This window comes from Streptomyces sp. NPDC034099 (genome assembly GCF_055575415.1).
Genome location: NZ_JBVISR010000001.1, coordinates 416,035 through 429,231 on the forward strand (window position 1 = coordinate 416,035; position 13,197 = coordinate 429,231).

General features: G+C 68.8%; 14 protein-coding genes. 2 read left to right on the forward strand and 12 right to left on the reverse strand.

Annotation, left to right across the window (positions count from 1 at the left end; all coding sequences use genetic code 11):
* Nucleotides 1–112 precede the first annotated feature (112 nt).
* Entirely contained in the window at nucleotides 113–1,438 is a 1,326-nt protein-coding gene (locus ACZ56V_RS01895; protein WP_467380695.1) for a PhoH family protein, read from the reverse strand.
* 1,052 nt (nucleotides 1,439–2,490) lie between these two features.
* On the opposite strand from ACZ56V_RS01895, the gene ACZ56V_RS01900 reads away from it, so the two are divergent.
* On the forward strand, nucleotides 2,491–3,705 hold the full coding sequence (locus tag ACZ56V_RS01900; RefSeq protein WP_398913322.1) for a winged helix DNA-binding domain-containing protein: 1,215 nt from the start codon (nucleotides 2,491–2,493) through the stop codon (nucleotides 3,703–3,705).
* 60 nt (nucleotides 3,706–3,765) lie between these two features.
* On the opposite strand, the gene ACZ56V_RS01905 is transcribed toward ACZ56V_RS01900, so the two are convergent.
* The 10 genes from ACZ56V_RS01905 to ACZ56V_RS01950 all read right to left on the reverse strand — a co-directional run bounded on the left by ACZ56V_RS01905 (nucleotide 3,766) and on the right by ACZ56V_RS01950 (nucleotide 12,080).
* The gene (locus ACZ56V_RS01905) at nucleotides 3,766–4,608 is read right to left on the reverse strand and encodes a class I SAM-dependent methyltransferase (RefSeq protein WP_468938464.1); all 843 of its coding nucleotides are present in this window, start codon (nucleotides 4,606–4,608) and stop codon (nucleotides 3,766–3,768) included.
* 2 nt (nucleotides 4,609–4,610) lie between these two features.
* Nucleotides 4,611–5,486 carry an LLM class flavin-dependent oxidoreductase gene (locus ACZ56V_RS01910; protein WP_468938467.1) on the reverse strand — a complete coding sequence of 292 codons (876 nt, stop codon included), beginning with the start codon at nucleotides 5,484–5,486 and terminating at the stop codon, nucleotides 4,611–4,613.
* A gap of 41 nt (nucleotides 5,487–5,527) precedes the next feature.
* On the reverse strand, nucleotides 5,528–6,190 hold the full coding sequence (locus ACZ56V_RS01915; RefSeq protein WP_468938470.1) for a hypothetical protein: 663 nt from the start codon (nucleotides 6,188–6,190) through the stop codon (nucleotides 5,528–5,530).
* A gap of 18 nt (nucleotides 6,191–6,208) precedes the next feature.
* Nucleotides 6,209–6,802: a hypothetical protein gene (locus tag ACZ56V_RS01920; protein WP_468938472.1), complete on the reverse strand. Its 594-nt coding sequence runs from the start codon at nucleotides 6,800–6,802 to the stop codon at nucleotides 6,209–6,211.
* Nucleotides 6,803–6,885: 83 nt separating this feature from the next.
* Nucleotides 6,886–8,250 (reverse strand): zinc ribbon domain-containing protein, encoded by a 1,365-nt coding sequence (locus tag ACZ56V_RS01925; protein ID WP_468938474.1) that lies wholly within the window; start codon nucleotides 8,248–8,250, stop codon nucleotides 6,886–6,888.
* Nucleotides 8,247–8,564 (reverse strand): hypothetical protein, encoded by a 318-nt coding sequence (locus tag ACZ56V_RS01930; protein WP_356360798.1) that lies wholly within the window; start codon nucleotides 8,562–8,564, stop codon nucleotides 8,247–8,249. Before ACZ56V_RS01930 ends, ACZ56V_RS01925 begins: the two co-directional genes overlap by 4 nt.
* Before the next feature lie 107 nt (nucleotides 8,565–8,671).
* On the reverse strand, nucleotides 8,672–9,697 hold the full coding sequence (locus tag ACZ56V_RS01935; RefSeq protein ID WP_468938477.1) for a hypothetical protein: 1,026 nt from the start codon (nucleotides 9,695–9,697) through the stop codon (nucleotides 8,672–8,674).
* Nucleotides 9,685–10,344 carry a hypothetical protein gene (locus ACZ56V_RS01940; RefSeq protein WP_468938480.1) on the reverse strand — a complete coding sequence of 220 codons (660 nt, stop codon included), beginning with the start codon at nucleotides 10,342–10,344 and terminating at the stop codon, nucleotides 9,685–9,687. Before ACZ56V_RS01940 ends, ACZ56V_RS01935 begins: the two co-directional genes overlap by 13 nt.
* Before the next feature lie 187 nt (nucleotides 10,345–10,531).
* Nucleotides 10,532–11,200, reverse strand: a complete 669-nt coding sequence (locus tag ACZ56V_RS01945) for a hypothetical protein (protein ID WP_468938481.1) — start codon at nucleotides 11,198–11,200, stop codon at nucleotides 10,532–10,534.
* Between the two features lie 217 nt (nucleotides 11,201–11,417).
* Nucleotides 11,418–12,080, reverse strand: coding sequence for a hypothetical protein (locus ACZ56V_RS01950; protein ID WP_468938484.1), 663 nt, complete (start codon nucleotides 12,078–12,080; stop codon nucleotides 11,418–11,420).
* Between the two features lie 237 nt (nucleotides 12,081–12,317).
* Between ACZ56V_RS01950 and ACZ56V_RS01955 the strand changes: the two genes are divergently transcribed.
* The gene (locus ACZ56V_RS01955; RefSeq protein WP_468938487.1) at nucleotides 12,318–12,698 is read left to right on the forward strand and encodes a DUF192 domain-containing protein; all 381 of its coding nucleotides are present in this window, start codon (nucleotides 12,318–12,320) and stop codon (nucleotides 12,696–12,698) included.
* A gap of 116 nt (nucleotides 12,699–12,814) precedes the next feature.
* On the opposite strand, the gene ACZ56V_RS01960 is transcribed toward ACZ56V_RS01955, so the two are convergent.
* Nucleotides 12,815–13,114, reverse strand: coding sequence for a hypothetical protein (locus ACZ56V_RS01960; RefSeq protein ID WP_468938490.1), 300 nt, complete (start codon nucleotides 13,112–13,114; stop codon nucleotides 12,815–12,817).
* Nucleotides 13,115–13,197 lie beyond the last annotated feature (83 nt).

Sequence of the window (13,197 nt, forward strand, 5' to 3'; positions counted from 1 at the left end):
TCGTTTGGCCCAGGGGATTCATGGAAATCCCCACACACCGAGGCGCCGCCCGGCTAGGCTCTCGGCCTTTTCCGGACGGCGCCGAACTGACGGGTAACCAACCCTTGTCGGGTCAGATGTGACCGTCCTCCAGCATTTCGGTCACGAGCGCCGCGATCTGGGACCTCTCGGAGCGCGTCAGGGTGACGTGCGCGAAGAGCGGATGCCCCTTCAGCTTCTCGACGACGGCGACGACCCCGTCGTAGCGGCCCACCCGCAGATTGTCCCGCTGCGCCACGTCATGGGTGAGGACGACCCGTGAGTTGGCCCCGATCCGGGACAGCACGGTCAGCAGGACGTTCCGCTCCAGCGACTGGGCCTCGTCGACGATCACGAACGCGTCGTGCAGCGAGCGTCCCCGGATGTGGGTGAGCGGCAGCACCTCCAGCATCCCGCGCGCGGTCACCTCCTCGATGACTTCCCGGCTGGTGACGGCCGACAGCGTGTCGAAGACCGCCTGCGCCCAGGGGCTCATCTTCTCGGCCTCGGAGCCGGGCAGATAGCCGAGCTCCTGCCCGCCCACCGCGTACAGCGGACGGAAGACCATCACCTTCTGGTGCTGCCGGCGTTCGAGCACGGCCTCCAGTCCCGCGCACAGCGCGAGCGCCGACTTGCCGGTGCCGGCCCGGCCGCCCATCGACACGATGCCGACGTCCGGGTCGAGGAGCAGGTCGAGCGCGATCCGCTGCTCGGCGCTGCGGCCCTTGATGCCGAACGCCTCCCGGTCGCCGCGCACCAGCCGGACGTTCCCGTCGGGCGTGACCCGGCCGAGCGCCTTGCCGCGCTCCGACTGGATGGTCAGCCCCGTGTGCACGGGCAGGTCGGCGGCCTCGGGGACGTAGACCCGGCCCTCCTCGAAGAGCACGTCCACCTGCTCGCCCGGCAGGGTGAGTTCGGACATCCCGGTCCAGCCGGAGGAGTCCGTGATGGCCAGCTCGGCGCGGTACTCCTCGGCGAGGAGGCCGACGGAGGACGCCTTGATCCTGAGCGGGAGGTCCTTCGAGACGACGGTGACGTCGAATCCCTCCGCCTGCAGGTTGCGGGCGACCGCGAGGATGCGGGAGTCGTTGTCCCCCAGGCGGTAGCCGGTGGGCAGCACGCTGGGGTCCGAGTGGTTGAGCTCGACACGGACGGTGCCGCCGAGGTCCCCGATCGGGATGGGGGCGTCGAGGCGACCGTGCCGCACCCGGAACTCGTCGAGCAGGCGCAGGGCCTGCCGGGCGAAGTACCCGAGTTCGGGATGGTGCCTTTTGGCCTCCAACTCCGTCACCACGACGATGGGGAGCACGACCTCGTGCTCGTCGAAGCGGTTCAGGGCGTTCGGGTCGGCCAGCAGGACGCTGGTGTCGAGAACGTAGGTGCGCCTGTCGGGCTTGTGGCGCTTTGTGCTGGTCACCACGGAAGGACGTACCCCCTCGGAAGAGGTCGGGGAGCGACGGAGTGGACGCAGGGCCGGGAGGGCGGGAACGAGCCGCACCAGGAGGGCCGTAACAATCCGGCCGGTCGAGGGCCGCCCTGCACTGGCGCGGGCCGTGGACCGGCCCTCCGCCGCGTCTTCCGTGCCGTGACCGCACGGTGGGGCTGGTGCAAAGGGCCTCCCGGGCGGACGGCTCCGGGCCGTCCGCTGAGAACCGACACCCGTGGTTCGGGCGTCGACCTGCTTGGCTTATGCCCTCGAACAAGCGCCGCCATGCCACGACACAGGACGGCGCACCGGTGAACTCCTCGTTACGGGCGTACCACTGGGGGGGCGCCCCGGGAGGCGGCCCGGCAAGGCACAAAAAACGGGCCGGTCCGTGGGGGGGGAGACGGACCGGCCCGAGGGGGGGTTTCCACCATAACCCTTCGTAAGTGATGCTGCGTGCATCGGCGTGCCACAACTACTCTCCGAAGTCGACCGGCGACGCCAGGATGACCACGGAAGCCCTCATTCCGCCCCGAAAGGTGGCCAAATCACCGCGTGTCTCCAGGTGGCGGCCGATTCGGGTGCGACTGGAGTGGCCCAGCCGGGCCGATGACGGGCGCCGCGGCCCGGAATCCCGCTTCCCCCGTCCGGGTGACGCCACCGGCACACACGGGCTTGACCCGGCGCTCGGTCGGGCGCCCGACCGGTGCGCGGCAGGCCCTTGATCCGGCACCGCGCAGCCCCCTCCACTGCGCGGTGCCACGCGCGTAGCTTTGCTCACGCGAATTACCTGGGCTCGAACTTACGCGATCAGATGGTCCGCATACGACCCGAGAAGGGCAACGGTGAATAACGATGTGGACACCCTGTGAGGATCGATGGGTGATTCCGCACCCTGACTCCGCACGCACGGACATTTGCGAAGGTGTGCCCCTTAGGTCCGGAAGATCCCCACTCCTTCGACCCCCGGACGACCGCAACAGCCCTGGAGACAGCCCATGGCATAGGGGACGCCTTCTGTCCTACTCCTCTCCTAACGTCACCTCATGACGAAGACGACGGGGATCACTTGGACCGCGGCGAGCGCACGGCGCTTCGAACGGCAATTCCTGGCCAGGTCCGCCCGAACGGGCGCTCCCGTCGCCGACGTGGCCGCCGCGATGCTCGGCGTCCACGCCCAGGTAATGTCGGCGGCCGAGCTGTCGGTCGGCCTGCGGACCGACGACGTGACCCGCGCGGACGTACGCGAGGCCCTGTGGCCGGCGGCTTCACCCACCGCGCCCACCGCGTCTCCCCCGCCGCCCTCGCCCTCGCTGGTGAAGACGCACGGCCCGCGCGGGACGGTGCACCTGCTCCCCGCCCGCGACCTGCCGATGTGGTGCGCCGCGCTGCCCGCGATCCCGGACGGCACGGCCTCCGCGTCCCCCGACGTACGCCTGACCGGGGAGCAGGCCGGGCAGGTCGTGGCAGCGATCGCCGACGCGCTCGACGGCGCCTTCCTGACCATCGACGAACTCGGCGAGGAGGTCGTCGCCCGCACCGGCCCGTGGGCGGGTGACCTGGTCATGCCGGCCTTCCAGACCATGTGGCCCCGCTGGCGCCAGGTCCTGCACCGGGCCGGGCAGTGCGGCGCCCTGTCCTTCGGCCCGAACCGCGGCCGCAGGGTGACGTACACCCGCCCGCCCCACTTCCCCCCGCTGCCGCCCGAGGAGGCGTCGCGGCTCCTCGTACGCCGATACCTGTACGCGTACGGCCCCGCGACGCCGCAGCACTTCGCCCGCTGGCTGGCCGCACCACCCGGTTGGGCGAAGGCCCGCTACGCCGAACTGGCCGCCGCGGGCGAGATCGAGGAGGTCCGCCACGAGGGCACCCCGGCGTGGGTGGTGGCCGGTGACACCGCCTTCCCGGACGCCCCGGAGCAGGAAGAGCTGGTGCGCGGGGTGCGGTTGCTGCCGTACTTCGACGCGTACGTCGTCGCCGCGCAGCCGCGGGAGCTGCTCTTCCCGGGGCCCGCGTACCGGCGGGCGCTGGCGGGCGGGCAGGCGGGCAACTTCCCCGTGCTGCTGGTGGACGGGGTCGTGGCGGGCGTCTGGCACCAGCGCCGCCGGGGCCGCCGTACGACGGTCACGGTCGAGCCGCTGGCCCCCCTGACGGCACGGCAGGAACGCGAGCTGGCGGACCGCGTGGAACGGGTGGGGGCCGTACTGGAGGCGGCGGCGGAGCTGGTGATCGGGGAGGTGACGGTGGGGGCGCACGCGTGAGGACGCGGACTCGCGGGTCTCAGGACGGGACCGGATGCGGCTGGATCACGGCACGGCGTATCAGGGCATGGCCTGCGGCTTGCGCGCGTCGAAGAGGTGACGGGTGCTGTGGGCGACGAAGGGCCCCTCGTCCTCGATGCGCTCGTGCAGGTCGCGCAGCCGGTCCCGGTAGGCGTCGACGGTGAACCCGGGGACCATCCACACCACCTTGCGCAGGAAGTGGACCACGGCACCGACGTCGAAGAACTCCATCCGCAGCCGCTCCGCCCGCACCTCCACGACCTCGAGCCCGGCAGCCTCGGCGTCGGCACGCTCACGGTCGGGGTGACGGTGCCGGTGGCTCGCTTCCGGCAGCGGCCCGAGGAAGTACTCGATGAGCTCGAAGACGCTGGCGGGACCGACGTGCTGGGCGAAGTAGGTGCCGCCGGGCGCGAGCACGCGGGCGAGCTCGTCCCAGTGCGGCTCGACCGGATGCCGGCTGACGACCAGGTCGAAGGCGCCGTCCGCGAAGGGCAGGGGCGCGTCGTCCGCGGAGGCGACCACCGGGACCCCGCGCGGGCGCAGCAGCCGGGTGGCCTCGGCGACGTTGGGCTGCCAGCCCTCGGTGGCGACGACGAGCGGGGCGCGGTGCGGGCCGGCGGATTCGAGGGCGAAGTCCAGCACCTCCCCTCCCCCGGTCTGCACGTCCAGTGCGGCGGTGGCCCCGGCCAGCCGCTCCGCCATGGACCGCGCGTATCCCCAGGACGGCCGGGCCTCGGTGGCCCGCCCCTCGAACCAGGAGAAGTCCCACCCTTCGGTGGGCACGGCGGCGCCCTCGGCCACGAGGTGGTCGAAGTCACGGCGACCGGGACAGTCGGGACGCTCCGCTGAATGATCGCGATCGTCGGAACGGTGAGCGGTCATGACTACGCCCCCGCCAAGGGCCGGACCCGCTCGGCGGCGAACCGTACGAATCCCTCCGGATCGGGCTCGTCGCCGGTCGGCTGGAGGATCACGGTGTCGGCCCCGGCCTCGGCCAGCCGCCGCACGGCGTCGGCAACGGCCTCCGCGTCCCCGGCGGCCCCGAGGTCCGGGACGTCCGCGACGCCTTCGGCGACCAGCTCGTTCCGGAGCCGTTCAGCGGCGCCGGGGCCGGTGGCGGCGAGGAGATACACGACGACCTTGTGCGCGTCCGTCCGCCCGGCCGCCGCCCGCCCTTCGTCGATGAGGCGCCGGGCGCGGCGCACGCCGTCCGGCGGGGTGTTCGCGGTGAGCACGGTCCCGTCGGCGGCCTCACCGGCCAGCCGCAGCGAACGGGGCCCGGTGGCGCCGGCGAGCACCTCGACGGCCTGCTCCGGAGGCCAGTCGAGCGCGACGTCGTCGAGTCGGACGTAGCGCCCCTTCGACGTCACCCGTTCTCCGCCCAGCAACGCCCGCAGCGCCACGAGGTGCTCGCGCAGCAGCGTGAGCGGCGACTCGGCCCGCGCGCCGACCTGTCCCATCCAGTCCTGCACCCCGTGCCCCACGCCGAGGACGGCACGGCCGGGGAACATCCGGTGCAGCGTGGCGGCCTCCATCGCGGTGACGGCGACGTTCCGCAACGGCACGGGCAACAGCCCGACCCCGACCCGCACCCGCTCGGTCCACGCGAGGGCGGCGGCGGCCGTGGAGATCCCGCCCTCCCGGAAGCAGTCCTCCCACAGCCAAAGCTCCTCGAGCCCCACCTCATCGGCGACACGAGCCACGGCACGCAGCCGCTCGGGGGCCAGCTGAGGACGGAATACGGCACCGAGTCCAGTCATGATGCCTTCCTACCGTCGGCCGAGGCCCCCGTTCAACACCATTACGACGCCACCCCCAGCGGATCCTCGAAACGAACGGTCTCGACCATCCCTCTCACCAACGCCCGGTACTCCTCCCGCCGCGCCACCGCGACGGTACTGACCGTGAACACGGCCATCCGCTTGCAGTCGGGGTGGGGGAGGTGGGCGTGGATCTGGAGGAGGGGGAGCTGGGGGAGCCCGGTTTCAGCGGTGTATCGCAATGTGGTCTCGCTGAGGACTGCGGGACCGCAGGGAAGCTCCTCAAAGGCGATGTGCGTATGTCCCGCGGCCGACGTGGCGGCGCGGGCCGCCGTTACGCCACGGGGAGCGACATTCGTGTCGCGCCAAGAGACGGTGAAGAGGGAGAGTACGTGCATACGCGTGGGATCGATGTCGTCACGATGCAGGCCGACCGAGCAGTGGACCGTGCCGATACCGCACAGGCCCCCGAGCATCTGCTGGCCCAGCGCGACCTGAGCAACCAGCCGCTGACGCACCAATTCACTGGGCGCGGTTTCGAGTAACGGGGCGACAGCCTCGCGCATCGCTTCGGCGTCCGAGGAGCCGGGTTCGGCCAGCAGGGAGTTGAGCGGCATGGGCATGAACCCAACGGGCTCAGCGAACCACAGTTCTGCTTGCGCATCTTTGACAGATTCGTGCATCGAGATCCGGGGAGCGATCATGGGGCCTTCCTCTACGGATCAGGAACGAATGGAAGGACCAGCCGCCCGACGCCCCCGCGCGATGTCGTCAGGCCCGGCTCCCCGGCCGCTGAGGCACTCATCGTTCTGACGGTTGGCCCGCTGTTCCATGACGTGCATGCGCCGAGGGCCCCTCCCTCTTCGTCCGGGTGCGGCGAGGACTCCTGCGAAGCGGACATCGCCCGCGAACCAGATTTCCTCGATCTGCGCCTTCAGCCGCGGCTTGGCGCGGGGCGCCATACGCCGGCACCACCATTCCAAGCGCAGATGCTGGGTAAAAACCATGGGTAGCCGCTGGCCTGGACGAGCAGGGTCAGGAAACTCAAACCAGCCATAGTGCCTGCTGGATACCTCCGGACGATCAGTCAGTCCGTACGGAACATCCCGCAGGAGCTGCCAAGCATTGGTACGCAAGATGCGGAGCATCGACAGCGCTGCTGGGAAATATCGCAGTTGCGTCAGCGCACGGTAGGGCCCGTAAACGAAGTACGGAAGGAACACCCAGACGAGCCAATCGGCCGAGTACACCGAGACACCGAGCAATAAGACCCAGCCACTTACCCAACCGAAGAAGCCGACGACGTTCATCACCATGTGACGGAGCCAAGCGCGACGGGTGGGTGGGTGATCCCATGCAGTCGCACAGACGACAGGATCCACGATTCCTTCCCTCCTACTCAATGACAGAAGACGTATCGTGCAATGTCCACAAGGCCTCCGCCGTCAAGAACTAGACGCGAGCCGTCGATACCGGCGACGGCACCGTCTTTGATTCCGTCGTCCTCTGCGTCCACGGCCTTGTTGTACAAACCGAACCCTCCCGTACCAACACCGACCACGCCCGAAGTACCGGCAACGGCATTGGCAGCTCTGCCGGGGTCGCTAAATCCGCGCACCGCTCGTGCGACCATGGAGTTCTCCAGGTTCGTGATTGCTCCGGCCTCGTCGACAACCCTGGAACCGTATGTATTGGCACGCTGCCAGAAATCGCGCACTTGTCCGCTCCTGCGAACGGCTCGCGTGGCTTCGAAGGAACCCTTGGCCACTGCCGCGATGCCTGGTAGTGCGCCTACGGCGTCTGCTCCTACTGAGACAGCGTTGCTCCAGAAGTCGGCGTCGAGTTCCCCCTCCGTCAACCCGTCCCACAAAGAAGCCCGCACTTCCGGGTCTGCAAGCCGCAGACCAAGCGCCACCGTGCTCAGCCCTGAAGCCGTGAGCATCAAGGCAGCCACCGTCGCGATACCCCAGCCCAACGGCCCCGCGAGGAGAAGCGCCACGACCCCGATCAACCCCGCCACGAAGCTGAGGATGTCCGGGAGGTTGTCGCCCAGCCAGTCGAGTACCTCGTCGAACCACCCCGGCTCATGCGGCACCAGCTTCTTCGTGGCGTCACGGATCTTCCGCGCCCGGTACCCGGCCTTCTCCTCATGCTCCTCGGCCAGCCTCTTCGCCTTGCCGATGATCTTCTTCAGCTCGGTCCGGGCATCGTCGAGGTCACCGTTCGCGCGCGTGAGTGCCTTCTGCGCGGCGTCGCCATCGGCCCCCTCCTTCTTCAGGTCGGGGTCCTGGCCCGCCGAGTCCGCGCGCCCCTGCGCACGGTCGACCGCGGCCTGGGCGTCCTTCGCGTCGTCTTCCAGCTTCCCGGCCCGCCGCTGGAAGTCGTCGAGTTCGCCCTCCCAGCGGTCCAGCTGCCTGGCCGCCTTGCGGATCGAGTGCGCCGCGTTCTTCAGGTTCAGCGGCAACGGCCCGCCGTCCAGCTGCTCGCGAAAGGCGACGGCGGCGTCGCCGTTCCAGCAACTCCCGTCCAGGAGCTCGGTGACGAGGTCGTACGCCTCCTGGAGCACCTTCGCGCATCCGCTGAGCTTCTTCTCCAGCCCCCGCACGGTCTCCGTGTCCCCCGGCACGGGATTGAAGCCGAGGTGCGGATACGCCGGGTTCGGGATGGGCGGAGCGGACTTGAGCCCCTGCGGCTTGCCCAGGTCCGCCCGCGACTGCGGGTCGAGGGCGGCGCCGTACCGGTCGTGGCCGGCCGTGACGGTCACTTCCCGCCGCCGCCCTTGGCCTCGCGCGACTTGCGCACCGCAGCCTCGAGCGCCTTGTCGACCTCGAGGTAACTGTCCTTGCTCTTGCCGATGATGTCGGCAAGGTCCTCCGTCTGTTTGCCGATCTCCTCGGAGCCGTACTTCCAGTCCTCCTGGAAGGCCTCGCACGCCGAGTCGAGCTCATCCGTGCCCAGCCCGGCGATCGTCGCGTCCGACAGCGCCTTCCGCACGCCCCTGAGCGAAGTCGACGACTCCTTGAGCGACTTCATGAACCGCCCGAGCTCGTCCCCGTCCACGGCAAGCCGCTCCGCCACCCGCCCGTCCCCTCTCACCGGTCCACCGCACCGATGAGAGGAACGACGTCATCCGGTTTTCGTGACGCCCCGGCGACTGCCACCGCCCTGAGGACTGGTGGGATCGATCAACGGTTGACGGCCTGGATCTCCTGGACGACCACGTCCTGGGTGGCGCCGAACGTACCGTCGGGGAGGTCTCCGCCCGCGCCGCCGCTGCCGGTCCAGTGGATCTCCCACGTGACCGTCGCCCGAAGCGGGAACGTCCCGTCACCCGAGGACCGCAGGTACTTCACCCCGCACGGCGGTGTGTCGTCCGCCTTGCCCTTCTCGTACGGCGCGCCGATGCGACCGCCCTTGATCTCGCAGACCCCCGACGCCGGATAGGTCTCGGCATCCGGGGTGCCCGGCTCGATCTGCAGCGAGACCGGCTCCGCCGTGGCCGTCGCCTCGATACCGATCTCCTTCACGGACGCGGTGACCGAGACCGGCTTGAAGTCCGCACCGTCCAGCCAGGCCCACGTCGGAAGGTTCACCTTGGTCGCCGCCGCGGGCGCCAGCGTCACTTCGGTACCGGGGACACGAATCTCCCCGTAGGCGAGCTCGGCGAGGACTTCCGGGGTGACGGCGTTCTCGATGTCCGCGGGCGGGGGGTCACCCTCGTCCACCCAGAAGTAGTCCTTGTCGCACTTGTCCCAGCCCGGCGGGAAGCTCTCGTTCACATAAGAGCCCCACCAATAGCCTTTTCCTGTCTTGTCCTTGTTAAAGCCCCTCTTCTCATCCAGCGCGTTGTATTTCTCCCGCTGCTTGGCGTCCCACTCGTACCCGGTGGACTCCGCCTCCCAGATCGGCTCCAGGTACTTCTGCAGCTGCTCGGGGGTGTACTTCGGGGCGTACCAGCACGCAGGCGGCGACCAGGACGTGGACGACGTCACCGCACCGACTGAATCACCGCTACCGTTTTTCGAGCGATCGAAGACAACACCACCCACAGTTACCGAAACGGCGTCACCGTGAGTTTCGGCGCGCTGCTCCGTCTGACCATTACTTCCGTGTTTGCCGCGCTGGGCAAAAGCCGACTGTGCGGCAAGCACGGGAACGCAGACAAGAGCCAGAACGGTCACCGTCCTGGCCAGGCTCCTTACGGCTGGCACGCCTTGGCCCCCCTGTTCGAAACGATGTCGGTGGTTTGCCAGACACCAGCGGCGTTCTTAGCGAGCTTGGTGTTGTAGAGAACGTAGCTGTCAGCCGTCGCCGCCGACCTGTCGATCTTCCCCGACTTCTTGTTCTTGATGTACGACTTGCTCTCGTCCGAGCAGTAGGTGACGTACGCCTGACCCTCGCCAGAAAAGGTGACCTTTCGATTGAAGTACCGGGTTACACCGACCCACGTGTCGTTGTCGTCGATGTACCCCTGTACGTAGGTAATCGACGAGCTCAAGGCCTTCTCTGTGTTGTAGTAGCCGAGCGCCTTCGTGCCGGTGTTGCCCTTGAAGATGGCTTCGTCGACCGCGTTGACCGCCAGCGAGCTGTCCGCGAGGACGGCGTCTTTCTTGGCATCGCCCGTCTTGCCGCCCTCGAAAACATTCTTCGCGTCGGAAGGGAAGGTGATCTCCGGCCGACCGGGCTCTGACGTCTTGCTCGGGCTCGGCGAGGCAGACGGCTTGTCGCCTGTGTCCGCCCCGGCGATCTTGTCTTCCCTCTTGTCGGAACTGTCATCGCTTCCGCACGCGGACAACGTCAAGGCCGCAGCCGCGGTCAGCGTGAGCGCTGCGAACAGGGTGGGTCGGCGGCGATTCACGGGCAACTCCTGGGTGGGACGAGGCTTCTCCTCAGCGAAGCCACGCTATCCAGCGAGGCCGAGGGACACCAGAGTGGAGCCCGTGGCCATGCCGGAGTCCACGCGATGGATCGGCCGCCTGACACCACTGGACCTCCGGGCTCGGTGCGTCAGTCGCAGGGCGGCCGGGTCCGTCTGGCGTCCGCCGCTATGGCTGGCACTGGGCCGCCCCCCTCGTGGAGACGATCTGCGATGTCTGCCAGACGCCGTTGGCGTTCTTGTCGAGCCTGGTGTTGTACTGGACGTAGCTGTTCTTGGTGACGGGCGTCTTGGCCACCTCGCCTGTCTTCTTGTTCTTGCTGAACCCCTTGCTCTCGTCCGCGCAGAACGACAGAACAGCTGAAGTTGTGCCCTTGAGCGTCACATCCCGATCGAAGAACCGAACCTGGCCGGTCACGGTGGCGTTGGCCTTTTCGAACTGCCCGACCCACGACACTGCTGCTTCCAGGGCCTTGCCCGTGTTGTAGAAGCCGAGCGCATTGCCCTCAGAGTCCGTACCGGCGATGGCAGCGTCGACGGCACGCATCCGCTCAGCGTTGTCCGCGAGAACGGCGTCCTTGACCGGGTCGCCGTTCTCTGCGTCCTCGAAGGTCAACTTCAGGTCCGGCGGAAGCTCCACGTTCGGTCGGCCGGCTGCCGCAGCGGACGAGGGGGTGGAGCTCGGCGGGGCAGACGGCTTGTCCCCCGTGTCCGCACCCGCGGTCTCGCCCTCCTCCTTGCCCGGGCTGTCGTCGTCGCTTCCGCACGCGGACAGCGTCAACGCCGCAACGGCGACCAGCGTGAGCCCTGCGATGAGAGTGGGGCGGCGGCGATTCACGGTCAACTCCTGGGTGGGACGAGGCTTCTCCTCAGCGAAGCAACGCTATCCCTGGGTCGAGCGGGTGTGGCTGCATGTGTCGCGTCCGCTTCTGGCGGCTTCCGTCGGCGCGAGGGCGGGGCCAGCACCCGCCGAATCCCTCCTCCGCCTAGGCCGGAGCAGCGGTGGCGAGGAGGGGGCGGCGAGCCCCACAGGCAGTATCAAGGCACTTCGAGATTCAAGGACGGCACTTCGCACTCCCCCGCTCCGAAACCAGTCGCTCCGTCACCCAGACGCCCTTGCTGTTCTTGCGCAGCGTGCTCGCATACAGGACATAGCTGTCCTTCGTCACCGACGTGACTTCAGCCTTCCCCGTCTTGAGGAACTTGTTGAACGATTTACTCTGGTCCTCGCAGTACACCAGGGCGGCGGTACCGTCGTCCTTGGCGTTCACACTCTCGTTGTAGTAGCGGGTTATGCCGGTCGTACGCGCCTTGTGGTCCACAAAGTCCCGGATGTACTTCTCGCTCCCCGCGGCCGCCTCGCCTTCGGAGTAGAAGCGATACGCCTTGTGCAGCGGATCCTGCTCCGCAATGGCCATGTCCACGGCCCGGATGCGCTGTTCGGCATCGCGCAGCACGGCATCCTTGACCGGGTCACCGGTTTTGTCCCACTCGATCTTGTACGTCACGTCGGCCGGCAACGCGATCTCCGGCCGCTCCGCCTGGGCCGGATCCGTTTCGTTCGGTGACGTCGACGGCTCGCTGCTCGTGTCCGCACCCGCGATTTGGTCCTCCCCTTTGCCGGGGCTGTCGTCGTTGCTTCCGCACGCGGACAGCGTCAAGGCCGCTGTGGCGGTCAGCGTGAGCGCTGCGAGGAGGGTGGGGCGGCGGCGATTCACTGTCGGCTCCTGGGTGGGACGAGGCTTCTCTTCAGCGAAGCAACGCTATCCACCGGGCTCGGACGGTACCGGGGTGACACCTGTCTCCCCGCCGTCTCCCGGGATTTCAAATGCACTGTACGGGCGCCTACTTGAGCCATAACAGTTTCCGTAACACAGTGGAAGCAGCCAAGGGGTCCCGCTGCCATCCGCTCCGGGTCCGCTACCTTCGACGGGGGCCGGGTGGAGGGTGCATGCATGGGACGGCGGCGGTGGCGGGACGGGGTGGGGGCTTTGGTCGTGGGTGGGCCGGGTGGCGAGGGCGCTCGCGTTCCGTTGGATATCGCGAGTTCCTATCGAGCGCGCACCAGGGGGCTGTTAGGTCGGGACTCCGTCGAGGGGGCGATGCTGCTGAGCCCCGCCAACAGCGTGCACACGTTCCGGATGCGGATGGCCATCGACGTGGCCTACCTCGACCGGCGGCTCGCCGTCATCGCCGTGCGCACGATGCGGCCGGGCAGGCTGGGGCTGCCCCGGTTGCGGGCGCGGCACGTGCTGGAGGCGGAGGCCGGGGCGATGAGTGAGTGGGGAGTGCGGAGGGGGGCGCGGGTGGAGATCGTGGAGGGCCCGGCGGACTAGTCGTCCGTGACGTCGACCCCGAGCCTGCGGCGGCGGGTCCTCCTCTGGCGTCGCCCTTGGCATCGGCATCCGCATCGGGGCCGGTGTGTTCGCCGTCTGTCCCCCGGGGAGCTTCGTCAGGGCGAGACGATGTGGAGGAGTGCCGTTCCGTTCGAGCCAGTCGTCGCCTGGATCACCACGGCGCCGGGCTGCGGGCTCGGGCGGGTGGGGTCGAGGGTGCCGCAGGAGTTGCCGCTGCCGCGTTCGCGGAGGTACGTCAGGCAGCCTTGGCCCGGGCCGCTCGCGCCGCCGGTGGAGCGGTTGTTGCCGGACTTCACCTCGTACTCGATCTCGTTCGGTCCGACCTTCGTCACCGACAACGTTGCCCGGCCGGTGTCGCCCGGTGCCTGGAAGTGGAGGGTCACGGGCTCGGTCACCGCGATCTCGCAGTTGCCGTCGGTGCAGGCACTGACGTCGGTGCCGTCCGCCGGTGACGAGGAGGGGGGCTCCGGTGCGGGGC

Bases quoted from the DNA above. Each gene is read 5' to 3' on its own strand.
- ACZ56V_RS01900 (WP_398913322.1), top strand. From the start codon at position 2,491: ATGACGAAGACGACGGGGATCACTTGGACCGCGGCGAGCGCACGGCGC.
- ACZ56V_RS01905 (WP_468938464.1), bottom strand. From the start codon at position 4,608: ATGACCGCTCACCGTTCCGACGATCGCGATCATTCAGCGGAGCGTCCC.
- ACZ56V_RS01910 (WP_468938467.1), bottom strand. From the start codon at position 5,486: ATGACTGGACTCGGTGCCGTATTCCGTCCTCAGCTGGCCCCCGAGCGG.
- ACZ56V_RS01915 (WP_468938470.1), bottom strand. From the start codon at position 6,190: ATGATCGCTCCCCGGATCTCGATGCACGAATCTGTCAAAGATGCGCAA.
- ACZ56V_RS01920 (WP_468938472.1), bottom strand. From the start codon at position 6,802: ATGGTGATGAACGTCGTCGGCTTCTTCGGTTGGGTAAGTGGCTGGGTC.
- ACZ56V_RS01955 (WP_468938487.1), top strand. From the start codon at position 12,318: ATGGGACGGCGGCGGTGGCGGGACGGGGTGGGGGCTTTGGTCGTGGGT.